Genomic DNA, 23359 nt, shown 5'->3' on the forward strand with positions numbered 1-23359 from the left:
AATGTTAGGTGGTAAAAATATCCTTTTAGGAATAACCGGAGGTATTGCCGCATATAAAACAACATTTCTTGTTCGCTTATTAATAAAAGCTGGCGCTAACGTTAAAATTATTTTAACGGATAGCGCCAGCTCTTTTGTTTCTCCTCTTACCTTAGCTACGCTATCAAAAAATCCTGTATTAACATCTTTTGTTAGTGAGGATAAAGAAGAAGGAACATCTTGGAACAATCACGTTGAAATGGGGTTATGGGCAGATATTATGGTTATTGCTCCGGCAACAGCAAATACTTTGTCTAAAATGGCAAATGGTGTTTGTGATAACTTATTGCTTGCAACATATTTGTCTGCTAAATGTCCCGTTTTTTTTGCTCCTGCAATGGATTTGGATATGTACAAGCATCCGTCTACTTTAGGTTCGTTTAGCAAATTAAATTCATTTGGTAATATTATTATTCCTGCAGGAAGTGGTGAGTTGGCTAGTGGTTTACATGGAGAAGGAAGAATGGCAGAACCCGAAGAAATTGTTAAGCATTTAAAACAATTTTTAAATTCTGGTTTGCCTCTAAGTGGTAAAAAAGTGGTTATAACAGCAGGCCCTACATATGAGGCAATAGACCCTGTGCGTTTTATTGGTAATCATTCCTCTGGTAAAATGGGGTATGAGCTTGCTTTGGCGGCTGCAAATAAAGGAGCTAAAGTAGTTTTAGTTTCTGGCCCATCACACCTAACTATTTCGCATGATAATGTTACACTTGTACGTGTAAAATCTGCAGATGAAATGTATACAGAGGTGCATAAGCATTATGCAAAAGTAGATATAGCTATTTGCGCAGCTGCAGTAGCAGATTATAAACCTAAAACTATAGCAGATCAAAAAATAAAAAAGAATGATGCTGAAATGCAGATAACTCTTGTAAAAAACAAGGATATCTTATTTTCTTTAGGAGAGCAAAAAGAGCATCAATTTTTGGTTGGCTTTGCATTAGAGACGCAAAATGAGATAGAAAATGCTACTAAAAAGCTAAAAAAGAAGAATTTAGATATTATAGTGCTTAATTCTTTAAATGACAAAGGTGCTGGTTTTGGCAAATCAACCAATAAAATAGCTATCATAGATAAGAAATTAAATATAAAAACGTTTGAACTTAAGAGTAAGGCAGATGTAGCCTTAGATATTGTAAATGAAATTATTATAAAGACTAATGTATAAACTTGTAATTGCTTTTTTTTGTTTTGCTATTTTTTCTTCTGCTACAGCACAAGAATTAAATTGTACAGTTACGGTAAACTCAGAGCAAGTAGGGCAAACCAACCAGCAGGTATTTAAAACATTAGAACGTGCACTTAATGATTTTATGAATAAAACTAAATGGACAAATCGTGTTTTTAAAGAGCAAGAGCGCATAAATTCCAGAATGTTCATTACAATTACAGAATACTCATCAAGTAGTTTTAAAGCTAATATACAAATACAGTCTTCTAGGCCAGTTTTTAATACTTCTTATGAAACTCCTATATTTAATTATAAAGACAATCAGTTTAATTTTAACTACATAGAGTTTCAGCCTTTAGTTTACAATCAAAATACATTTGATTCTAACCTTGTAGGAGTCATGTCTTATTACGCATATATTATTCTTGGTTTAGATGCAGATAGTTTTGCGTTAGAAGGAGGTACAGAATATTTTAAAAAAGCACAAGGTATTGTTACACAGGCACAAGGTAGTAGTGCTGCAGGTTGGAGCCAGTCTTCTAGTGAAAGAACTCGTTTTGAATTGGTAGATAATATTTTATCTAATGCTTACAGGGAGTATAGAGTTGCAATGTATAATTACCATAGGAAAGGTATGGATGTACTTGCAGATAATAATAGTACAGGTAAACAAGTAATCTCGGGTACATTACGTCTGCTATCTACTATAGCAAAACGTAGAACAAATGCTTTTGTATTGCAAACTTTTTTTGATGCAAAATCTGATGAAATTGTAAGTATATTTTCTGATGGACCTAAAATGGATGTTGTAAAACTAAAAGAAGTTTTAAATACAGCAGCACCTTTTTATTCTAGTACGTGGAATAAAATAAAATATTAACCTTCGCTTTTTATATTATAATTATATTTGGTGTAATTTTTAATTACACAAATTGTTAGTATCACTTTCTATAAAAAATTACGCCTTAATAGACCATTTAAATGTGTCTTTTACAAACGGTTTTACCGTAATAACTGGTGAAACTGGAGCAGGAAAATCTATATTGTTAGGTGGCTTAGCTTTGGTATTGGGTAAACGTGCAGATTTATCATCATTAAGAGATAAGAAAAAAAAATGTGTTATAGAGGCAGAGTTTTCTATAGGCAAATATAATCTTGAGCCTTTTTTTAAGGAGAATGATGTAGATTATGAGGAGCGTACCATTATTAGAAGAGAAATATTGCCTAGCGGTAAGTCTAGAGCTTTTATTAATGATTCACCTGTAAAATTAACTATACTCTCTACATTAGGAGATAGTTTAATAGATGTGCACTCACAAAATCAAACACTGCAACTAGGAGATAATGCCTATCAATTTAAAGTTATAGATGGTTTAGCTTCTAACGTCCCATTATTAAAAAAATATGAGGAAAGTTTGCGTCAGTTTAAAAAGGAAACTAAAGTTTTAGAACAATTGCAGCTTGCTAAACAAGAAGGGATAAAAGAACATGATTACAACACTTTTTTACTAAGTGAATTACAAGCCGCTCCTTTAAAAGAAGGAATTTTAGAAGAATTAGAAGAGCAGTATGAGCAGCTAAATAATGTAGAAAACATTATGGAGCACTTGTCTAAAGGTCATCAGTTAATAGCAGATGAACAAGTTGGTGTTTTAACTTTGTTAGCAGAGTTAAAGCAAGCTTCAAATAAGTTAGCAAGCTTTGGTTCTCAGTTTACTAATTTAAATGAGCGTGTACAATCTGTTTTTATAGAGGTTAATGACATTTTTGAAGAGTTTGAAAGTTTAGAGAATACTGTAGAAGCTAATCCAAACCTGTTAGAAGAAGTAAATGCAAAACTCCAATTATTGTATGATTTGCAAAAAAAACATGGTGTATTAGAGGTTAGTGAGCTTTTAAAAATAAAAGAAGAATTAGCATTAAAAGTTGATGCAACAGAAAATATAGATGCTACAATAAAAGAAAAAGAGGAAGAGATTGCTGCACAAGAAAAAGCACTAAATACAATATGTGCTAAAATTACAAAGCAACGTAAAGCAATAATTCCAGAGCTTAAGCAACAGTTAGAGTCTATTTTGGCGTCATTAGGTATGCCAAGTGCCGAGTTTAAAATTGAAATAAATAAAACAGAAAGTTTTACATATAATGGTAAAGATGAGTTGGTTTTTCAATTCTCTGCTAATAAAGGATCTGGTTTTGGAGAGTTAAAAAAGGTAGCGTCTGGGGGAGAGCTTTCTCGTATAATGTTAGCCATTAAAGCAGTGTTAGCTAAATATGAAGATTTGCCAACATTAATGTTTGATGAAATTGACACAGGTGTATCTGGTGAAATATCTAACAGAATGGGAGTTATTATGCAGGAAATGAGTAGTAGTATGCAAATATTTTCTATTACACATTTACCACAAGTAGCATCTAAGGGTAACCATCATTATAAAGTTTACAAAGAAGATAAAAATAACGTAACGCACACGCAAATGAAGCAACTAACTACAGAAGAAAGAGTAGTAGAGTTGGCAGAAATGTTGGGAGGAAAAGATTTGTCGGATTCTGCTATTGCACATGCAAGGCAGTTATTAAATTAGAAGCATTGCATTCTACTTTTTTTGAATATCTTTACGCGCACATAAATTACCAAAATAAATAGCAAATGGCATACAATTTATTAAAAGGAAAAAGAGGTATTATATTTGGAGCATTAGATGAAAACTCTATAGCTTGGAAAACTGCAGAAAGAGTACACGAAGAAGGTGGTACTTTTGTGTTAACTAACGCACCAATAGCAATGCGTATGGGGCAAATTAAAGAGTTAGCAGAAAAAACAGGATCAGAAATTATACCTGCAGATGCAACTAGCGAAGAAGACTTAAATAATTTGGTGGCTAAGGCTACAGAAATTTTAGGTGGTAAGTTAGACTTTGTTTTACATTCTATTGGGATGTCTGTAAACGTAAGAAAAGGGCGTGCATATACAGATGAGAAGTATGATTTTACAGCAAAAGGATGGGATGTTTCTGCATTATCTTTTCATAAAGTAATGCAAAGTTTGTATAAAGCAGATGCAATGAACCAGTGGGGAAGTATTGTAGCTTTAACTTATATGGCAGCACAACGTACTTTTCCAGATTATAATGATATGGCAGATAATAAAGCCTATTTAGAGTCTGTTGCACGTAGTTTTGGTTATTTCTTTGGAAAAGAAAAACAGGTGCGTGTTAATACAATTTCGCAGTCGCCAACTCCAACAACAGCTGGTCAAGGTGTTAAAGGTTTTGGTGGTTTTATTGCTTACGCAGACAAAATGTCTCCGTTAGGTAATGCAACTGCTCAAGATTGTGCAGATTATACAGTTTCGTTATTCTCAGATTTAACAAAGAAAGTAACAATGCAAAACTTGTTTCATGATGGAGGTTTCTCTAATACAGGAGTTAGCCAAGAGGTAATAGAGCACTTTACAGAAGAATAAATATAATATAATATAGTAAAAGCCATCCTTTTTTTGGGGTGGCTTTTATGTTTACAGTGGTACTACATGAATTTTTTGTTTTCTTTTATAGTTCCGGTTTATAACAGACCAAATGAAATTAGAGAGTTGTTGCAAAGTTTAGAGCAACAAACCTATACTAAACCGTATGAGATAGTTATCGTAGAAGATGGTTCTACTATAAGCTCAGAAGAAGAAGTCTCTCACTTTTCTAGTTTACCAATATCTTACTATAAAAAAGAAAATTCAGGGCCTGGAGATTCTAGAAATTACGGAATGCGCAAAGCAAAAGGTAATTACTTTATTGTATTAGATTCAGATTGTATTTTACCTCCACATTATTTAGAAACTGCGGAAGCATCATTACAAAAAAACTATGTAGACTGTTATGGTGGTCCAGATGCTGCACACGAGTCTTTTTCTACGGTCCAAAAAGCTATTAATTACGCCATGACATCTTTTTTTACAACAGGTGGTATACGCGGAGGTAAAAAGGCGGTAGATAAGTTTCAGCCACGTAGTTTTAATATGGGAATTTCTAAGGTAGCTTTTGAAAAAACTGGCGGTTATGGCAATATTCACCCAGGTGAAGATCCAGATTTAACCATTAGAATTTGGAATAACGGGTTTACAACCAAATTAATTCCAGAAGCTTATGTGTATCATAAACGTAGAATAGATTGGAATAAGTTTTACATTCAGGTAAATAAGTTTGGTATGGTTCGTCCTATCTTAAACAAATGGCATCCACAAACAGCAAAAATTACCTATTGGTTTCCAGCTTTATTTTGTTTTGGATTTTTAGTGTCATTATTAGCCTCATTTTTTGGTTTACCTTGGTTTTTATATGGTTATGGTTTATACTTTAGCTTGTTGTTTGTAGATTCGTTATTAAAAAATAAAAGTATAGCAATAGCATTACTATCTTTGGTTGCTGTTGTAATACAATTTGTTGGGTATGGTTACGGCTTTTTAAAGTCTACTTTAACTTTAAACTCAAGTAAAAAAAGTGCGCAAGAGTTATTTCCAAAATTATTTTTTAAATTATAAAGGTGTTAAGTAAAATAAAAAGCGGTTTAAATAAACGAAAAGTGAAAATATTTTCACTCTTTTTGCTATGTGCCACAATGGCTTGGTTTATTAGTAATTTATCCGATTCTTACACAGCAAATACATACTTCAATTTAGAATATGTAAACGTACCCGATAGCTTATTTTTTGCTCAAAAACATCAAACCCAAGTGCAAGTTAAAGTGCATGCTGGTGGTTTTCAGTTGTTGCGTTTAAATATTTTTAGAAAAAATATAAAAATAGACTTATCTAATGTAGAAGAAAAAGAAGACAAGTATTTTTTAAGGCAATCTGTTTTTAGAAAACAAATAGAGCAGCAATTGTCTAGCTCATTGTCTTTAACAGAAGTTGGTTTTAGTGATACCTTATATATTGACCTCTATAAATTACATACAAAGAAAGTGCCTGTTTTAGCAAATATAAAAGTAGATATGGCACAGAATTATGTGTTAGAAAAAGGTATAAAAATAACTCCAGACTCTATAAAGGTATCTGGACCTAAATCTGAGATAGACACTATTGTAAGCGTAACAGCAGAGGATTATAATTTTAGAGATGTATCATCAAATATTAGTAAAACATTACCGTTAATACTGCCTCAGAATTTAGCTAATTCTAAGTTTTCGAATAATGAAGTTGTTGTTTCTGGAGAGGTATTTCGTTTTTCAGAAAAGTTAATTACAGTGCCCGTTACAGTATTAAATTTACCAAATGATATAAGTATCAGAACTTTTCCTAGCGAGGTATCTATCTTATGTAAAGCAAATATAGAAGTATTAAAAAAAATTACGGCAACAGATTTTAGTTTAACGGCAGATTTTAATGAGTATGTAGATGAAAATTCGCCAATATTAAAATTAAGTCTTACTAAAAAACCGGAAGGTGTTTATAGCGCAAAGTTAAAAGAAGAATCTGTAGAATTTATTTTAAACAGAAAATGAAAATAGTAGGTTTAACAGGTGGTATAGGTAGTGGAAAAAGCACTGCGGCTAAAATGTTTGCAAACTTAGGTGTGCCTGTATATAATTCCGATACAGAGGCAAAAAAAATAATGCATACCTCTGCTAATGTAAAAGAACAAATTATAAAGTTACTTGGTGAAGAAGCTTATCAAAATGGTGTTTTAAATAGAGAGTATATAGCTCAAGAAGTTTTTTCTAATGCTAATTTATTAGAGCAATTAAATGCTATTGTACACCCAGCTGTAAGAGCACATTTTTTAGAATGGGCTAAAAAACAAAACGCACCTTATGTTATACAAGAAAGTGCAATTATATTTGAGAATAACAACCAAAATTTTTATGACTACATAATTTTGGTAACAGCACCCTTAGAAGTCAGAATAGACAGAATAATAAAAAGGGATAATACTACACGAGAAAAGATTCTTTCTAGAATGGACAATCAATGGACAGATGAAAAGAAAGAAAAAATGTCTGATTTTAAGTTAATAAATGAAGATATTGTAAAGTTAAAGTTAAAAATTAAAGAAATTCATTGTATATTAAGGGAGTTGTCTTAATAATCGTTAAAGTTTAACTATTAGTGTTAAGGTTAGGTTAAACCGGACAGACTATATATGTTAAAATCTTAATTTTGCCCAAATGAACAAGAAGTTATTGGTTATACTTATTGTATTGATGACCTTGTCTTTGCTAGGAATTATTTTTGTTCAAGCATATTGGATTAAAAAATCTATAGAAGACAAAGAGGAGCAATTTTATCAGACCGTTTCACAGGTTTTAGATAATGTAGCAAGTAAGATAGAGACTAGAGAGGTTAATGAATACGGAAATAAGTTAATAGCACTAAAAGATAGTGTTGGTAAACCATCTGAGTTTCAAATTAGAGACATCTTTTTTAAAGAAGTGGATGAAGACTCTAGAGAAGTAACCATTTATAATCATGGAATATTAAAAGAGAATTATAATATTCCACCTTCGTTCTTTGACAATGATCTTTTTAATGATAGTACAACAACTATTACCAGTTATACCAGTAAAACTGTAGAAACCGTTTTTAAGGAAAATTTTGGTATGGATGGTAAAGGATACAGTTTTACTCCAATTAAAACCATAACAAAATTTGGAGATATATCTAGGTTTGAGCGACTGCAATTTGAAGAAATGTTTAGAGATGCAGCCAATAAAAAACCTATGTATAAAAGAGTTTCTAAAGAAGAAATTAGGTATTCTTTGGAAGAAGAATTTAAAAACAGAAAAATAGATATAGATTTTGAATTTGGTATTTATAGTAAAGGATTGCCAACCTCTGTAAAATCTAGAAAGTTTAAGTTTGATCCTGAAACTGTTAATAGAACACCAATTTTTAGGGATAGCGAAGGAAAAACAGATTTTTCTTTATTGGTATCGTTTCCAGAGAAAAAAGAATATTTAATTGGTTCTATTTTAGGAATGGCAGTAATAACATTCTTGTTTACAACTATTATATTAATTACTTATGTTGGTGCTATTTACCAGTTAATTAGACAGAAAAAAATATCTGAAATTAAAACTGATTTTATTAACAATATGACGCATGAGTTTAAAACTCCTATTGCAACTATAAACTTAGCAGTAGAGGCTATTAAAAACCCGGGCACTATTGGAGATAAAGAAAAAGTTGGGCGGTACCTGCAAATGATTAGGGATGAAAATAAACGAATGCATGCACAGGTTGAAAACGTTTTACGTATATCTAAATTAGAAAAAAACCAATTAGATATAAGTAAGGAAAGGGTAGATGTACACGACATAATTGAAGACGCTATTACACATGTAGAATTAATTGTAGATGATAGAGGTGGTTATATTAATACACACCTAAATGCAAAACGTACAGATGTTTTAGCTAATGAAATGCATTTTACTAATGTACTAGTAAATGTTATGGACAATGCTATTAAATATTCTCCAGAGGCACCAAAAATAGATGTGTATACAGAGAGTACAAAAAATAGTATTTTAATAAAAATAAAAGATCAAGGTTCAGGAATGAGCAAAGCTGTTCTTAAAAAAGTTTTTGAAAAATTTTATAGAGAACATACAGGAGATATACATAATGTAAAAGGGCACGGCTTAGGGCTTGCCTATGTAAAAAAAATAATAGATGATCACCAAGGTGAAGTATATGCAGAAAGCGAAAAAGGAAAAGGAAGCACTTTCTACATTAAATTACCTATAATTTAATAGATATGGAAACAGTAAACAAGAAAATACTTTTGGTAGAGGACGATCCAAATTTTGGAATTGTACTTAAAGATTATTTAGGAATGAATAATTTTGACGTTGTTTTAGCTAAAAACGGAATGGAAGGTTTTGAAAAATTCAAAAAAGACATTTATGATGTTTGTATTTTGGATGTGATGATGCCTTACAAGGACGGGTACACGCTAGCAAGGGAAATTAGAGAAAAAAATGAAAACGTACCAATTGTTTTTCTTACTGCAAAAACAATGAAAGAAGATGTGTTAAAAGGCTATAAAGCTGGAGCAGATGATTATTTAAATAAGCCTTTTGACTCTGAAGTTCTTTTAATGAAGCTTAAAGCTATTTTACAAAGAAAGTCTTCTAATACAATGGCAGACAGTAAAAAGTTTGAGTTTACTATTGGTGATTTTAAATTAAACTCTAAACTTAGATTTTTAAAGTATAAAGAAGAAGAAGCTGTTAAATTATCTCCTAAAGAAAACGACCTTTTACGTTTATTGGCTTTGCATGAAAATGATTTAATGCCAAGAGAATTGGCGTTAACTAAAATTTGGAGAGATGATAACTATTTTACATCTAGAAGTATGGATGTTTATATAGCTAAACTTAGAAAGTATTTAAAGAAAGATGAGAATGTTGAAATACTTAACATTCACGGTGAAGGTTTCCGTTTGGTAATTAAAACTGAGGAAGAGTCTTAATATTTAATTCTTTTTACAATATACTAAAAACCACCCTTTAAGAGGGTGGTTTTTTTATGCTTGTAGTTTATCTTCAATTATTGTAATAATGTCTTTTGGATCATCATTAAAATTTATCCAAAGTGTTTCTTTATTTTTTTTAAACCAAGTAAGTTGTCTTTTGGCAAATCTTCTGGTATTCTTTTTAATTTCAGATAGTGCAAACTCCAAAGTCCAATTTTCATTAAAAAACATAAATAACTCTCTGTAGCCAACAGTTTGTAGCGCATTTAGGTTTTGGTGTTTAATTAATGCCTTAGCTTCATCTACTAAGCCGTTTTGCACCATAATATCTACCCTTTTGTTAATTCTTTCGTATATAATTTCTCTATCAGCCTTAATGCCAACGGTAATTGTGTTAAACGGTCTTTTCGGTTTTTTTTGATTTAAAAAAGTAGAGTAGGGCTTGCCAGAACCTATGCATACCTCTAAAGCTCTAATTAACCTATGTGGGTTATCTTGGTCTACTTTGGTATAATATTCTGGGTCTAAAGCTTGTAGTTTGGTTTGTAAAGCAGTAACACCTTTTTCTTCAAATAGCGAGTTTAAATCTGCCCTAACACTAGCATCTATTTTAGGAAAACTATCTAAGCCTTTGGTTACAGCATCTACATACAAACCACTACCACCAACCAATATTACAATATCATTTTCTTTAAAAAGTTGATCTAATTTGATAAGAGCCTCTTTTTCATAGTCGCCAACGGAATATGGTTCTAAAATGCTTTTATGTTGAATAAAGTGATGTTGTGCAGCGGCAAGTTCATCAGTATCTGGTACAGCAGTGCCAATAGCCATTTCTTTAAAAAACTGACGAGAGTCTGCAGAAATTATGTGTGTTTTAAAATGCTGTGCAAGCGTAATTGCCAATTTTGTTTTACCAATTGCGGTAGGGCCTACCACAGCTATTAAAGTTTTAGTAATCACTTTGCTATTTTTTCTATTTTAATCATTCTCTTCTTGGCTTAACTTGTAGCCACATTTTCTGCAATAGTCAGCATCAGATCTCTTAATTTCACAGCTGCAATTTGGACAAGATCTTCCTTCGTCCATTGTTTTGTTTGGGTTTATGTTAGATGCGTACTCGGCAGATACAATACCTGTAGGCACAGCAATAACTCCATAACCAATAATCATTATTAAAGTGGCTAAAAATTGTCCCATTGGTGTTTCTGGAGAAATATCTCCATAGCCAACGGTAGTTAGCGTTACAATGGTCCAGTATACACTGTGTGGTATACTATTAAAACCGTGTTCTGGTCCTTCAATTAAGTACATTAAAGTACCTAGTAGTACAGATATTATTAATACAAAAAATACAAACACAGATATTTTTGTTCTACTAGCTCTTAAGGCGTTAATTAGCTTATTAGACTCACCCACAAAACGCACTAGTTTTAATATTCTAAATACACGTAGTAAACGTAAAGCTCTAAAAGCTGTTAAGTATTGTGAGCCAACAAAAAAGAAAGCTAAGTATTTAGGAATAGTCGATAAAAAATCTATGATACCAAAAAAACTAAAAATATATTTTTTAGGTTTGTTAATACAAATTACTCGTAATGCATATTCTATAGAAAATAAAATAGTTACTACCCATTCAGATATATTTAAAAACTCATGGTACTTAGTATCAAAACGAGGTACACTCTCTAGCATTACTATTATAACGCTATAGACAATTAATACAAGCAATAAAATATCAAACAACTTACCTGCAGGTGTATGCGTGCCGTAAATTATTTCATGAATTTTAGCTTTCCAATTTTTAGATGGTCTTTCGTTTTTCAATGGTTAGTTTAATTGTATTTGTTGTACTCTTTTATTTTTTCTTAGATAAGCTAATATTAGGTGAATGGTATTTGGGGTACTCGTCATATTAGTAATAATAGATTCTAATATATGAATATTATTTATTTGATGGTTTAAATTGTAATAGCCGTAACCTTTAAATTTTCCGTCTTTAATTAAAATAGCAGAATACTCGCCTATTTCTCTGCCTTTATCTTTTATTAATACGTTTTTACCAATTAAGCTATATGTTTTAATTACTTCTTGTGCTCTTGCGTTATACGTTTCTGTAGCCTCTTTTTTTATACAAGCTCCATTACATTTTCCGTCTTCATAATTACCACAGTTGGTTTTTGCTTCAGAAATAAGGTTTATTTTTTTACATAAGGTAAACTCCTTTGTTATTTTATGAACAAAATTTTTAGCAGCAATGTAGCTACTAAAAGTACCAATTGTATGGTCTGTTGTAGTAGTTTTTTCAATAAAAAAATAAAGGTATCCATCTTTATTTTCTTTTACAAAAATACCATAGTTAAAAAGTTTTTTACGTAAACTACTATTGTATTTAGGCTTAACTTTACGCAATTCTTCGTTTTCTTTTAGTGTAGCAATTAGGTCGTTTCCTGTTTTTTCAAAAGTAACTTTACGTGTTTGTTTTTGTAGTTTTTTTGCAACGTTAGAAACACCTGTAAAGTGTTTATTTACTTTTTTCTTGATATCTGTAGATCTACCTAAAAAAATTAAATCACCATCTTTGTCATACATATAATAAACACCTGTATCATTAGGTAATTGTTCTACAAGGTTTATTTGTCTGTCTGATAGCTCTCCCATAGAGCCCTCTTTAATAACAGTTTTAATAATACTTTTATTAGTGTCTTTTGCAAGCAGTAACTTAAATAATTGGAGCGTTGCTAATGCGTCTCCGTTTGCTCTATGCCTATCACTAACAGGTATGCCTAAAGAGCGTACAAGTTTTCCTAAGCTGTATGATTCTTTGTCTGGTATAAGTTCTTTAGATAAGTTAACAGTACATAATGTTTTACGTTCAAAATTATAGCCTAAACGTCTAAATTCTGTTCTTAGAATTCTGTAGTCAAACTGTGCATTATGTGCTACAAGAACTGCGTCTTCAGTTATTTCCACAATACGTTTGGCAATTTCATAAAACTTAGGAGCGGTACGTAGCATTTTGTCATTAATGCCAGTAAGTTTTACTACAAAAGGCTGTATTTCTTTTTCTGGATTAACTAAACTAATAAATTTATCTACAACCTTATGGCCATCAAACCTATGAATAGCAATCTCTGTTATTCCTTCTTCATTAAATTTACCACCTGTGGTTTCAATATCTAAGATTACGTACATTAAATTTGTTTAGCCTGTTGTTATATATAATTTCTGCTACCAAAAATACTACTTCCTATACGTACCATTGTACTTCCTTGGTCTATAGCAATTTTATAATCGCCACTCATACCCATAGATAATATTTTTACATCTAAGTTAGTAGATTTTGTGCTTTGTAAGGAAGAGAAAACCTCTTTTAACGTACCAAACTCTTTTTTTACTTGGTTTTGGTTGTCTGTAAAAGTAGCCATACCCATTAAACCAACCACTTTAATGTTTTCTAATGTTTTAAAAACATCAGAAGATACAAGGCTATTTAGTTCTTCTAAATCTAGACCAAACTTTGTGCTTTCTTCTGCAATATGCATTTGTAATAAGCAATTAATTACTCTGTTATGTTTTTTTGCTTGCTTATTAATTTCTTTTAATAGTTTTAAACTGTCTACACCGTGTATTAAAGACACATATTCAGCCATATATTTTACCTTATTGGTTTGTACGTGACCAATCATATGCCATTGTATGTCTTTTGGCAAAACCTCCCATTTTTGGGTCATTTCCTGAATTTTATTTTCGCCAAATATACGCTGTCCAGCAGCATAGGCTTCTTCTAAATCTGAAACAGGTTTTGTTTTAGATACAGCTACAAGTGTAACCGTTTCTGGTAAGCTATTTTTAATTTCTAGTAAAGACTGTTTAATTGACATAATTTTAATTAAAACTAAAATTCATAAATGGTAACACCGCTTCTTAATTTTGGTTCTATAAAAGTGCTTTTTGGAGGCATTTTTAAACCGTCATCTGCAATGCTTTTTAATTCTTCAATATTGGCAGGTATCATACCAAAACCAACTCTAAATTTACCACTATCTATTTTATTAACTAAACTTACAATTTCTTTTTTACCACTTAAGTAGTCTATTCTATTATTTTTACGAACATCTGTAATGCCAAGAATAGGTTTTAAAATGGTATTGTAAAGTAATTGCGCATCTAATTTATCTAAAGAATTTTTAAACGTATAAATAGATTTACGTAGGTGTAATGAATAAAATTCACCATCTAAATACATACTAAAATGATGTTTTTTATTTGGTTTATATGGTATAGCACCTCTGTTTTCTATACGGTAAATAGCATCTAATTGTATTAAAAACTCTTCTTTAGTTAAACCATTAAGATCTTTAACCAACCTATTAAATTCGTGTATTTTAAGCTCGGACTCAGGAATAAAATAACTCATAAAATAGTTATAATTCTCTGTGCCATTATGTGTTTTGTTTTGTTCTTTACAGTCTAAACATAGTAATTCTGATGACGAAGATCTGTGGTGACCATCTGCAATATATAATGTTGGTATATTATTAAAAGCATTAATAATGGCACTTATAGCTTCTTTTTCTGTAATAAGCCAAAGGTAATGCGTGTCTCTGTACGTTGTTGTAAACTCATATTCTGCACGCTCTTCTTGTTTCTTTTTTATGATAGAAGAAACCTCTGTATTGTCTGGATAAGTAATAAGTACTGGCTCTGCATTAAAACCAACAGTTTTTAAATAGTCTTTAAAAACAACCTCTTTGCTAGCAATAGTATCTTCATGCTTTTTAATGATGTTATTTTTATAATCTTCTACGCTTGCGGCACCAACAATGCCATTAAAAACTTGATTATCTCTGTCTACAACTTTATAAATGTAAAAATAAGGAGAAGCATCTTGTGTAAAAACACCATCTTCTTTAAATTCTGAATACCTATTTTTTACCAATTGGTAACGCGCTACACCAGATATTTCTTTATCATACTTATAACCAGGGTTAACAATATGTAAAAAAGAGTAAGGGTTGTGGTCTAGTCTGGCTTCACGTTCTGCCTGAGTATAACTTTGGTAAGAACGTGAAGCTACTAAACTAACTTTATCTCTTGTTGGGCGTACTGCTTTAAAAGGTTTAATATTTGCCAATGCTAATTATTTTGCAAATTGAGAAGCTACTTTTTCTGCTTTTCTAGATTCTGAATAATCATAAAAACCTTCTCCAGATTTTACACCTAATTTTTTAGCCATTACCATATTTACTAAAAGTGGACAAGGTGCGTATTTTGGATTTTTAAAACCATCATACATTACGTTTAAAATACTTAAACAAACATCTAAACCAATAAAATCTGCCAATTGTAATGGTCCCATTGGGTGCGCCATACCTAATTTCATAACGGTATCAATTTCTTCTACACCGGCAACGCCATTGTATAGAGTTTCAATGGCCTCGTTAATCATTGGCATTAAAATTCTGTTTGCTACAAAACCAGGATAATCATTAACCTCTGTAGGTGTTTTACCTAATTTAGTAGACAATTCCATAATAGTAGCAGTAACCTCGTTAGACGTGTTGTAACCTCTAATAATCTCTACCAATTTCATGATAGGTACAGGGTTCATAAAGTGCATACCAATTACTTGTTTTGGCCTATTAGTTACCGCAGCAATTTGTGTAATAGAGATAGATGATGTATTTGTAGCTAAAATTGTTTTAGCATCACAAATAGCGTCTAAATCTTTAAAAATTTTAAGCTTTAAGTCTACATTTTCTGTAGCAGCTTCTACTACTAAATCTACACCATTAACACCATCTGCAAGTACAGTGTGTAGTGTAATGTTAGCTAGAGTATTGTTTTTATCTGCTTCAGATATTTTTTCTTTAGCAACCATTCTATCTAAATTTTTAGTAATGGTAGCTAAACCTTTATCTAAAGATGCTTGTGCAATATCTATTAAATTAACCTTATAATTATTTTGTGCAAAAACGTGGGCAATACCGTTACCCATTGTACCTGCTCCTATAACTGCTATATTTTTCATTTTATGTATATTAAAAAGATTCTATAATTTGTAAAGCTACTCTTAATGCATTTGTTCCTTGTTCTAAAGTTACAATAGGAGTAGTGTTATTGTTTATGGCATCGGCAAAAGTTTCAAGCTCATCTAAAATAGCGTTGTTACCTGCAACTTCTGGATTTTCAAAATAAATTTGCTTTTTCTCTCCTTCAGCATTTTGTAAAATCATATCAAAATCACCAGCTTGTTCTGGCGCATCTTTCATTTTTACAACTTCAACTTTTTTCTCTAAAAAGTCTACAGAAATATAGGCATCTTGCTGAAAAAACCTTGATTTACGCATATTTTTTAAAGAAATTCTGCTAGCGGTTAGGTTCGCCACACAACCATTTTCAAACTCTATACGTGCATTGGCAATATCTGGAGATTTACTAATTACAGATACGCCACTTGCGTTAATACTTTTAACCTTAGAATTAACCACACTTAAAATGGCATCTATATCATGTATCATTAAATCTAAAACAACAGGAACATCTGTACCACGAGGGTTAAATTCTGCCAACCTGTGTGTTTCTATAAACATTGGATTTACAATGCTATTTTTTACCGCAGAAAAAGCAGGGTTAAAACGCTCTACATGGCCTACTTGCCCCTTAACATTGTATTTGTTTTTAAGTGCTATAAGCTCTTCGGCTTCTGCCAAAGTATTGGTAATTGGTTTTTCAATAAAAACGTGTTTTCCTTTTTCAATTGCTTTTTTAGCACAATCAAAATGAGAAAGCGTAGGTGTAACAATATCTAGTACATCTACAGCATCCATTAGTTTGTTTATATTATCAAAATAAGTATAACCAAATTCTGCTTCAACTTTTTTACCGTTAATAACATCTGGGTCATAAAACCCTACTAAAGAATATTTTTCTGATTCGTTAAGCAAACGCAAATGGATTTTCCCCAAATGACCTGCTCCCAAAACTCCAACTTTAAGCATAAAAATCAATTTTCAACAAAAATAGGGATAATGTTTGTTCTATGGTTTATGTGTTTAAAAGTTTATACAAGTAGAATTATAAAAATGGTAGAAATGCCCTTTAAATATGTAACTAATTTTTAGTAATAGTTACAAATTAGTTTAATAATTGTAAATTTAGCAACCAAATTAAATACTCAAAAGAATGAAATTGAACACTTTTAAAGCTGTATTATGTGCAGTACTATCTTTAGGTACAATAACCGCTGTGTCTGCGCAAGATAAGCTAAAGAAAATGCCGGGCTATGAGCAGTATATGAAAATAGCTCCGCAAATTAGAGGATCTGTAGTTACTTCACCAAATTACGTAAAATGGAATGATGCCGGAACCGCTTTTCAATACAGAAAAGATGGAGAAATAAAAGAGTTTACTATTGGTAAAGGAGAAGCTACTGCTACATCTGCATTTAAGGATGATAGGTATGCAAATTGGGCTAATAGACCTGCTCGTGGTAGGCAATATGCATCTGCAGAATCTCCAAACGGAAAATACAAAGCATTTACTAAAGACAGAAATATGTTTTTTAGTAATATAGATGGGTCTAATGTTGTTGCAATAACTACAGAAGGTAATGATGAAAACCAATTAAAATTTGGTATTGCTACTTGGGTTTATGGTGAAGAATTGAGCCAAAACACAGCAATGTGGTGGTCTCCAGATAGTAAAAAAGTGGCTTTTTATAAGTTTGATGAAAAGGAGTCTAAAAAATACTATGTTTTGTACAACCAAACGCAAATACAAGATTCTGTAGAGATTGAAGCATACCCTAAAGTAGGTGCTAAAAATTTACCTGTAGATTTATTGGTGTATGACTTAGAAACTAAAAAAATTACTGAATTAGATCTTAGAGACGGTAAACCTTATAACGATGGTGATTTAGGTACTTATATTTATGACATTAGCTGGACACCAGATGGTAAAGAGTTGCTATACCACAGCACCAACCGTAAACAAAATATTATGGAACTTAGAGCTGCAAACCCAAATACGGGTACATCTAGAACCGTAATAAGAGAAGAATGGTTGCCAAGCTATACTGAAAACAGTCCAGAGATGCACGTTTTAGAAAATGGAAAGCAGTTTATTTGGGCATCAGAACGTTCTGGTTTTAACAACTATTATTTATATGATTTTAGTGGTAAATTAGTTAAGCAATTAACAAAACATAATTTTGAAGTTGATGGTATTGTTAGTGTAGATGAAGCTAAAAAAATATTGTACTACACAGCTCGTAGTGGAGAAAACCATATGAAAATACAGTTGCACAGTGTAAAATTAAATGGTTCTGGAGATAAGAGGTTAACAGATCCTGCTTTTCATCATACAGTTTATGTATCTCCAAACCATAAGTATTTTGTAGATGTGGCAGAAACACATAACATTGCTCCTGTTACTAATTTAAGAACTATAAAAGGGAACAAAATAGCGGAGATAGGAAAGTCAGATTTAACAGAGTTTAATAAATTAGGATTAAAAACTGTTGAAGCATTTACTTTTACTTCTGCAGATGGTAAAACAGAATTACACGGATTTTTACATTTTCCTTCTAATTTTGATCCAAACAAAAAATATCCTCTTCTTTTAAGTAATTACGGAGGCCCTGCAACTAATGAGTTTACAGAACGTTTTACAACGCCTAATGCCTTAACAGAATATGGCTTTTTGGTAGCAGAAGTAGACGGTAGAAACGTAAAAGGCAGAGGAAAAAGATTGTTAGACAATTTATACCAAAAGTTAGGTTTTACAGAGATGGATGATTTTGCTGCAGGCATAAAATCTTTATATAATAGGCCTTATTTTAATAAAAATAAAGTTGGTGTATATGGTACATCATACGGTGGTACTACATCTGCAACCTTATTGTTACGTTACCCAGAGGTTTTTCACGCAGCTGTAGCAAATTCTGCTGTAACAGATTGGCGTAATTATGATAATGTGTACACAGAGCGTTATATGGGCTTGTTAGATGAAAACAAAAAAGGATATGAATCTAGTAGCCTAATAACTATGGCTAAAGATTTACAAGGCGAATTAATGATTTTCTTTGGTACTAGTGATAATAATGTACACCCAGCAAACTCTTTACAATTTATAAAAGCATTACAAGATGCTGGTAAAAGTTTTGAGGTGCAAATTGGTCCAGATAAAGGACATACTGCTATGGATAGTAGAAGAATGATGGAATTTTTTATAGAGCATTTAGTTTTAGATAAAGAGTAGTTGCACTATCTTTATTTTAAAATTTAAAAGGCTTCATTGTAAAATGAAGCCTTTTTTTATTTTTTGAAGTTAACAGAGCTTTTAATGCGGTAATTTATCTCTAATTATACCATAAATAAATGTTCCAATAATAGAAAAAACTATAACAATTAAAATAGGAGCAAAGCCTGCGCCAACCAATGTAAACATTGGTCCAGGACAAGCACCAGCTAACGCCCAACCTAGCCCAAAAATAATTCCACCAAATAGATACCTACTAATGCTTTTATTTTTTGGTATAAATTTTATTTCTTCTCCGTAAATAGACTTTATTTTAAATCGCTTAATTAGGTAGGTAATTACAACACCTAAACCAACTGCAGAGCCTATAATGCCATACATATGAAAAGATTGCATTTGAAACATTTCATAAATACGAAACCAAGAAGCGGCTTCTGACTTAAACATTGTTATACCAAACAATATTCCAATAAATAAATATATAAGGGTTCTCATAATCTTAAAATATTAAAGGATATAAAACGTGAATCATAAATAAACCACCAATAAAAAAACCAATAACAGCAATTAATGATGGTAGCTGTAAGTTACTTAAACCAGATATTGCGTGCCCAGATGTGCAACCACCAGCATACCTTGTTCCAAACCCAACTAGGAGTCCGCCTACAGCTAATATTACAATACTTTTTATATCTGTTAAGGCATCTAAACTATATAGCTCTGTTGGTAAATACGCATTACCAGCACTAGAAAAACCAAGTTGCTGTAAATGTTCTACGGTATCAGGATTAATGGTAACCGCAGTAGTGTTTGTTAAAAAGTTAGCGCCTATAAACCCACCTATTATAGCACCTATCATTACAACTAAGTTCCATCTTTGACTTTTCCAGTTAAACTTAAAAAAGTCCGATTTTTTATCTGCGCCGCAAATAGTACAGAGGGTTCTTAAATTGCTAGACATACCAAAGTTTTTACCCACAAAAAGAAGTAAAAAAAGCACTAAGGCTATTAACGGGCCAGATACATACCAAGGCCAAGGTTGTAAAATAAATTTCATTTTAAATTTTAATAATTATTTGATGCTATGCAAAGAAACCTTATTTCAGAAAAATAGAAAGTAACTTAGGTTACAAGAGTATATTATTTTTTATAAGAAAGTTATAGGGCAACTGTAAACGTAATATTTGCTTATAAATATACTTTATAATTTTAAAGACGTAGCTTTGTGTAACTACAATTTTAAGATGGACTCATTAACGCAAATAGTATTAGGAGCAGCTGTAGGTGAAGCTGTTTTAGGAAAAAAAATAGGTAATAAAGCTATGCTTTATGGCGCAATAGCAGGCACAATACCAGATTTAGACACTTTTGCATCTTTCTATACGGATACTGTTACGGGCTTAGAACTGCACCGTGGTTTTACACACTCTGTATTATTTTCTGTAGTATTTGCTCCAATTTTTGCGTGGTTAGTTACAAGGTATGAGAAGTATAAAGATTTTAGAGGTTGGTGTTGGCTTTTCTTTTTAGCTTTTGTAACGCATCCAATTTTAGATGCACATACAACTTGGGGAACGCAATTGTTTTGGCCGTTGGAAAACCGACTAGCATTTAAAACTATTTTTGTTATAGACCCATTGTATACAGTTCCTTTTTTGGTGTTTGTAATTCTAACAATGTTTCAGAAAAAAGAAAGCTTAAAGCGTAAAAAATATAATAGATTAGGTTTAATAATAAGTAGCAGTTATTTGGTATTAACCTTTGCTTTAAAAGGTGCAGCGTATTATCAATTTAAAAAACAATTGAAGGAACAAAATATAGCGTACACACAAATTGAAACAAAACCCTCTCCTTTAAATACCATTTTATGGACCGCAAATGTAGAGACTGAAGATGCTTTTTACATAGGTAATTATTCTTTTTTTGATACCAAATCTATTGTGTTTTCTAGGTATAATAAAAATCATTTTTTAATAAACGATTTAAAAGATAATCCAAAAATGCAACGGATGATTGCCATAAGTAAAGGATGGTACACTATTAGTAGCAATAAGGATTTTTTATTTTATAACGATTTGCGTTTTGGTACGCTTGGTTTAGATTATAATAATCAGGACTTTGTGTTTAGCTATCAAATACATAAATATGGAGATGGTAGTATTTCTTTTGATGAAATTCCAAAAAATAGGAGTCAGGCTAAACAGCTACTTGCAAATTTGTGGGAACGTATTAAAGGCAATTAAATAAGTAAAATGCTAAAGCAATATAAAAATAAAGCTTTAGCATTTTTTGTTTTATAAAGTAGATGGACAAACGTAATTACTTACAGGTATTTTAGTTTCTTTTAATGCTACAAAACCACCATTTATATTAATTAAATTATGTATTCCTCTACTTTTTAGTATAGATGCAGCAATCATACTTCTATAGCCACTAGCACAGTGTATGTAAAAGTTAGTATTACTTGGGTACTTTTTTAAGTACTTATTAATAAAATCTAAAGGAGTATTTACTGCATTAATTACGTGCTCAGACAAAAATTCGCTTTCTTTTCTAACATCGTAAATTTTTGTAGAATCATTTACCTCGTTACTTAGCTTTTCTGCTGTTGTGCAGCTAACAGTATCATACTCTTTAGCAGCCTTTTTCCACGTGTTAAATCCGCCTTTTAAGTATCCAAGCGTATTATCAAAACCAACTCTAGATAATCTTATCACTGTTTCTTCCTCTTTACCTTTAGGAGTAACTAAAATTATAGGTTGTTTAACATCTGCAATAAGAGCACCTACCCAAGGAGCAAAACTACCATCTAAGCCAATAAAAATAGACCTAGGAATATGTCCCTTTGCAAACTCATCTTGGTGTCTTACATCTAAAATTATAGCTCCAGTTTTGTTTGCTAAAGCTTCAACCATATCTGGGTCTAATTCTATAGTGCCTCGTTGTATAATATCAGAAATATCGTCATACCCTTCTTTATTCATTTTTACGTTTAACGGAAAATATTCAGGAGGTGGTAATAAGCCATCAGTAACCTCTTTAATAAATTCTTCTTTAGTCATATTTTCACGTAAGGCATAATTTGTCTTTTTTTGGTTACCCAAAGTGTCTACCGTATCTTTACTTAAATTTTTTCCGCAAGCAGAGCCGGCTCCGTGTGCTGGATATACTAAAATAGAATCTGCTAAAGGCATAATTTTGTTTCGTAAACTGTCGTATAAAAAGCCTGCCAAGTCTTCTTCTGTAATTTCACCGGCTTTTTGTGCTAAATCTGGCCTACCAACGTCACCTAAAAATAGGGTGTCACCACTAAAAATAGCGTGGTCTTTACCATTTTCATCTTTTAAAAGGTATGTTGTACTTTCCATTGTATGTCCTGGTGTGTGCAAAGCTGTAATGGTAACATTACCAATTTTAAAAACTTCATTATCCTTTGCAATAATAGCATCAAAAGTGGGATCTGCTTTAGGTCCGTACACAATAGGAGCTCCAGTTTTTTGAGCTAATGTAACGTGTCCGCTAACAAAATCTGCGTGAAAATGAGTTTCAAAAATATATTTAATAGTAACGTTATTTTCTTCTGCTCTTGTAGTGTAAGGAGAGGTTTCTCTTAACGGATCTATAATAGCAGCTTCTCCGTTGCTTTCTATGTAATAAGCACCTTGAGATAGGCAACCTGTGTATATTTGTTCTATAACCATAACATTGTAGTATTTAATTTGGACTACAAATTTATAAGTTATTGATTTGTACAACAGTAACTTAAGTTACATTTAACTTATGTTTATAATTTTTATGTAATTTCTGTGTAATTCTATTTTTTCTAACTTTTCTAACTTCTTTAGTAATCTAGAAATCACCACTCTAGAACTATGTAGATCATACGCAATTTCCTGATGCGTATTTTTAATAATAGAGCTATTAGTTACCCTTACCTTTTCTTTTAAGTAATTTAGCAATCGTTCATCCATTTTTAAAAAAGCAACACTATCTACAGTAAGTAGCAACTCATTAATACGGTTATGATAACTTTCAAAAACAAAGTCTCTCCAAGATTTGTATTTAGATGTCCAAATTTCCATTTTTTCTATAGGAACCATAATTAACTTAGCATCTGTTTCTGCAATAGCTCTAATTTCACTCTTTTTTTGGCCCATACAGCAAGCCATTGTCATAGTACAAGTTTCTCCTTTTTCTAGGTAGTAGAGTAGTAGCTCATCTCCTTCAGTATCTTCTCTAAGTATTTTTATGGCACCAGATACAAGCAAGGGCATAGACTTTACGTAGTCGCCAATTTCTATAAGTTTAAAACCCTCTGGAACTTCTTTATAAGTAGCCACTTCAAGAATTTCTTGTAGTAATTGGTCTTCAAATAAAGTGCCGTAGCTATTTTTTAATTCTTCAATCATAGTAG

At 31.6% G+C, this 23359-nt stretch carries 22 protein-coding genes; 11 read left to right on the forward strand and 11 right to left on the reverse strand.

Annotated elements, in window-relative coordinates; all coding sequences use genetic code 11:
• Position 1: 1 nt before the first annotated feature.
• The 9 genes from coaBC to BFJ87_RS08385 all read left to right on the forward strand — a co-directional run bounded on the left by coaBC (position 2) and on the right by BFJ87_RS08385 (position 9678).
• A complete protein-coding gene (gene coaBC / locus BFJ87_RS08345; RefSeq protein ID WP_077402698.1) occupies positions 2-1210 on the forward strand; it encodes a bifunctional phosphopantothenoylcysteine decarboxylase/phosphopantothenate--cysteine ligase CoaBC in 1209 nt (402 codons plus the stop codon).
• Positions 1203-2093, forward strand: a complete 891-nt coding sequence (gene porD / locus BFJ87_RS08350; protein ID WP_077402701.1) for a type IX secretion system protein PorD — start codon at positions 1203-1205, stop codon at positions 2091-2093. Before coaBC ends, porD begins: the two co-directional genes overlap by 8 nt.
• Positions 2094-2145: 52 nt before the next feature.
• A complete protein-coding gene (gene recN / locus BFJ87_RS08355) occupies positions 2146-3798 on the forward strand; it encodes a DNA repair protein RecN (protein WP_077402704.1) in 1653 nt (550 codons plus the stop codon).
• Between the two features lie 65 nt (positions 3799-3863).
• Positions 3864-4679, forward strand: a complete 816-nt coding sequence (locus BFJ87_RS08360) for an enoyl-ACP reductase FabI (protein ID WP_013622847.1) — start codon at positions 3864-3866, stop codon at positions 4677-4679.
• 66 nt (positions 4680-4745) lie between these two features.
• Positions 4746-5747 (forward strand): glycosyltransferase family 2 protein, encoded by a 1002-nt coding sequence (locus BFJ87_RS08365; protein WP_077402707.1) that lies wholly within the window; start codon positions 4746-4748, stop codon positions 5745-5747.
• Between the two features lie 41 nt (positions 5748-5788).
• Complete coding sequence (locus tag BFJ87_RS08370; RefSeq protein WP_139344222.1) at positions 5789-6709, forward strand: CdaR family protein; 921 nt, start codon at positions 5789-5791, stop codon at positions 6707-6709.
• Positions 6706-7290 carry a dephospho-CoA kinase gene (gene coaE / locus BFJ87_RS08375; RefSeq protein WP_077402713.1) on the forward strand — a complete coding sequence of 195 codons (585 nt, stop codon included), beginning with the start codon at positions 6706-6708 and terminating at the stop codon, positions 7288-7290. The genes BFJ87_RS08370 and coaE overlap by 4 nt, the downstream gene beginning before the upstream one ends.
• Positions 7291-7372: 82 nt before the next feature.
• Complete coding sequence (locus BFJ87_RS08380) at positions 7373-8956, forward strand: sensor histidine kinase (RefSeq protein WP_077402716.1); 1584 nt, start codon at positions 7373-7375, stop codon at positions 8954-8956.
• A 5-nt stretch (positions 8957-8961) separates the two neighbouring features.
• Positions 8962-9678, forward strand: a complete 717-nt coding sequence (locus tag BFJ87_RS08385) for a response regulator transcription factor (protein WP_013622842.1) — start codon at positions 8962-8964, stop codon at positions 9676-9678.
• 54 nt (positions 9679-9732) lie between these two features.
• Here BFJ87_RS08385 and miaA read toward each other — a convergent pair whose 3' ends face one another.
• The 7 genes from miaA to BFJ87_RS08420 are packed head-to-tail and all read right to left on the reverse strand — an operon-like array spanning position 9733 to position 16685.
• A complete protein-coding gene (gene miaA, locus BFJ87_RS08390) occupies positions 9733-10641 on the reverse strand; it encodes a tRNA (adenosine(37)-N6)-dimethylallyltransferase MiaA (RefSeq protein WP_171974488.1) in 909 nt (302 codons plus the stop codon).
• Between the two features lie 21 nt (positions 10642-10662).
• Entirely contained in the window at positions 10663-11508 is an 846-nt protein-coding gene (locus tag BFJ87_RS08395; protein WP_077402722.1) for an ion transporter, read from the reverse strand.
• Positions 11509-11511: 3 nt separating this feature from the next.
• The gene (locus tag BFJ87_RS08400; protein WP_077402725.1) at positions 11512-12876 is read right to left on the reverse strand and encodes an exonuclease domain-containing protein; all 1365 of its coding nucleotides are present in this window, start codon (positions 12874-12876) and stop codon (positions 11512-11514) included.
• Between the two features lie 20 nt (positions 12877-12896).
• The gene (locus BFJ87_RS08405; RefSeq protein ID WP_077402728.1) at positions 12897-13565 is read right to left on the reverse strand and encodes a YggS family pyridoxal phosphate-dependent enzyme; all 669 of its coding nucleotides are present in this window, start codon (positions 13563-13565) and stop codon (positions 12897-12899) included.
• A 14-nt stretch (positions 13566-13579) separates the two neighbouring features.
• Positions 13580-14818 (reverse strand): DUF1015 domain-containing protein, encoded by a 1239-nt coding sequence (locus BFJ87_RS08410; protein WP_077402731.1) that lies wholly within the window; start codon positions 14816-14818, stop codon positions 13580-13582.
• Between the two features lie 6 nt (positions 14819-14824).
• A complete protein-coding gene (locus BFJ87_RS08415) occupies positions 14825-15715 on the reverse strand; it encodes a 3-hydroxybutyryl-CoA dehydrogenase (RefSeq protein ID WP_077402734.1) in 891 nt (296 codons plus the stop codon).
• Positions 15716-15725: 10 nt separating this feature from the next.
• Positions 15726-16685 carry a Gfo/Idh/MocA family protein gene (locus BFJ87_RS08420; protein WP_077402737.1) on the reverse strand — a complete coding sequence of 320 codons (960 nt, stop codon included), beginning with the start codon at positions 16683-16685 and terminating at the stop codon, positions 15726-15728.
• A gap of 184 nt (positions 16686-16869) precedes the next feature.
• Here BFJ87_RS08420 and BFJ87_RS08425 point away from each other — a divergent pair, with 184 nt between their 5' ends.
• A complete protein-coding gene (locus BFJ87_RS08425; protein ID WP_245799608.1) occupies positions 16870-18945 on the forward strand; it encodes a S9 family peptidase in 2076 nt (691 codons plus the stop codon).
• A gap of 81 nt (positions 18946-19026) precedes the next feature.
• On the opposite strand, the gene BFJ87_RS08430 is transcribed toward BFJ87_RS08425, so the two are convergent.
• Both BFJ87_RS08430 and BFJ87_RS08435 read right to left on the reverse strand, forming a co-directional pair.
• Complete coding sequence (locus BFJ87_RS08430) at positions 19027-19440, reverse strand: DUF6691 family protein (RefSeq protein WP_077402740.1); 414 nt, start codon at positions 19438-19440, stop codon at positions 19027-19029.
• Between the two features lie 4 nt (positions 19441-19444).
• Entirely contained in the window at positions 19445-20002 is a 558-nt protein-coding gene (locus tag BFJ87_RS08435; RefSeq protein ID WP_077402743.1) for a YeeE/YedE family protein, read from the reverse strand.
• 187 nt (positions 20003-20189) lie between these two features.
• Here BFJ87_RS08435 and BFJ87_RS08440 point away from each other — a divergent pair, with 187 nt between their 5' ends.
• Positions 20190-21188: a metal-dependent hydrolase gene (locus BFJ87_RS08440; protein ID WP_077402746.1), complete on the forward strand. Its 999-nt coding sequence runs from the start codon at positions 20190-20192 to the stop codon at positions 21186-21188.
• A 51-nt stretch (positions 21189-21239) separates the two neighbouring features.
• Here BFJ87_RS08440 and BFJ87_RS08445 read toward each other — a convergent pair whose 3' ends face one another.
• A complete protein-coding gene (locus tag BFJ87_RS08445) occupies positions 21240-22646 on the reverse strand; it encodes an MBL fold metallo-hydrolase (protein WP_077402748.1) in 1407 nt (468 codons plus the stop codon).
• Between the two features lie 72 nt (positions 22647-22718).
• Entirely contained in the window at positions 22719-23354 is a 636-nt protein-coding gene (locus BFJ87_RS08450; protein WP_077402751.1) for a Crp/Fnr family transcriptional regulator, read from the reverse strand.
• Positions 23355-23359 lie beyond the last annotated feature (5 nt).

This window comes from Cellulophaga omnivescoria, from assembly GCF_001999725.1.
GTDB classification, from domain to species: Bacteria; Bacteroidota; Bacteroidia; order Flavobacteriales; family Flavobacteriaceae; genus Cellulophaga; species Cellulophaga omnivescoria.

What these genes read in the sequence shown, in the direction of transcription:
- coaBC (WP_077402698.1), top strand. Translation starts at nt 2, where the DNA reads ATGTTAGGTGGTAAAAATATCCTTTTAGGAATAACCGGAGGTATTGCC.
- porD (WP_077402701.1), top strand. Translation starts at nt 1,203, where the DNA reads ATGTATAAACTTGTAATTGCTTTTTTTTGTTTTGCTATTTTTTCTTCT.
- BFJ87_RS08360 (WP_013622847.1), top strand. Translation starts at nt 3,864, where the DNA reads ATGGCATACAATTTATTAAAAGGAAAAAGAGGTATTATATTTGGAGCA.
- BFJ87_RS08365 (WP_077402707.1), top strand. Translation starts at nt 4,746, where the DNA reads ATGAATTTTTTGTTTTCTTTTATAGTTCCGGTTTATAACAGACCAAAT.
- coaE (WP_077402713.1), top strand. Translation starts at nt 6,706, where the DNA reads ATGAAAATAGTAGGTTTAACAGGTGGTATAGGTAGTGGAAAAAGCACT.
- BFJ87_RS08380 (WP_077402716.1), top strand. Translation starts at nt 7,373, where the DNA reads ATGAACAAGAAGTTATTGGTTATACTTATTGTATTGATGACCTTGTCT.
- BFJ87_RS08385 (WP_013622842.1), top strand. Translation starts at nt 8,962, where the DNA reads ATGGAAACAGTAAACAAGAAAATACTTTTGGTAGAGGACGATCCAAAT.
- BFJ87_RS08400 (WP_077402725.1), bottom strand. Translation starts at nt 12,876, where the DNA reads ATGTACGTAATCTTAGATATTGAAACCACAGGTGGTAAATTTAATGAA.
- BFJ87_RS08405 (WP_077402728.1), bottom strand. Translation starts at nt 13,565, where the DNA reads ATGTCAATTAAACAGTCTTTACTAGAAATTAAAAATAGCTTACCAGAA.
- BFJ87_RS08415 (WP_077402734.1), bottom strand. Translation starts at nt 15,715, where the DNA reads ATGAAAAATATAGCAGTTATAGGAGCAGGTACAATGGGTAACGGTATT.
- BFJ87_RS08420 (WP_077402737.1), bottom strand. Translation starts at nt 16,685, where the DNA reads ATGCTTAAAGTTGGAGTTTTGGGAGCAGGTCATTTGGGGAAAATCCAT.
- BFJ87_RS08425 (WP_245799608.1), top strand. Translation starts at nt 16,870, where the DNA reads ATGAAATTGAACACTTTTAAAGCTGTATTATGTGCAGTACTATCTTTA.
- BFJ87_RS08430 (WP_077402740.1), bottom strand. Translation starts at nt 19,440, where the DNA reads ATGAGAACCCTTATATATTTATTTATTGGAATATTGTTTGGTATAACA.
- BFJ87_RS08435 (WP_077402743.1), bottom strand. Translation starts at nt 20,002, where the DNA reads ATGAAATTTATTTTACAACCTTGGCCTTGGTATGTATCTGGCCCGTTA.
- BFJ87_RS08440 (WP_077402746.1), top strand. Translation starts at nt 20,190, where the DNA reads ATGGACTCATTAACGCAAATAGTATTAGGAGCAGCTGTAGGTGAAGCT.
- BFJ87_RS08445 (WP_077402748.1), bottom strand. Translation starts at nt 22,646, where the DNA reads ATGGTTATAGAACAAATATACACAGGTTGCCTATCTCAAGGTGCTTAT.
- BFJ87_RS08450 (WP_077402751.1), bottom strand. Translation starts at nt 23,354, where the DNA reads ATGATTGAAGAATTAAAAAATAGCTACGGCACTTTATTTGAAGACCAA.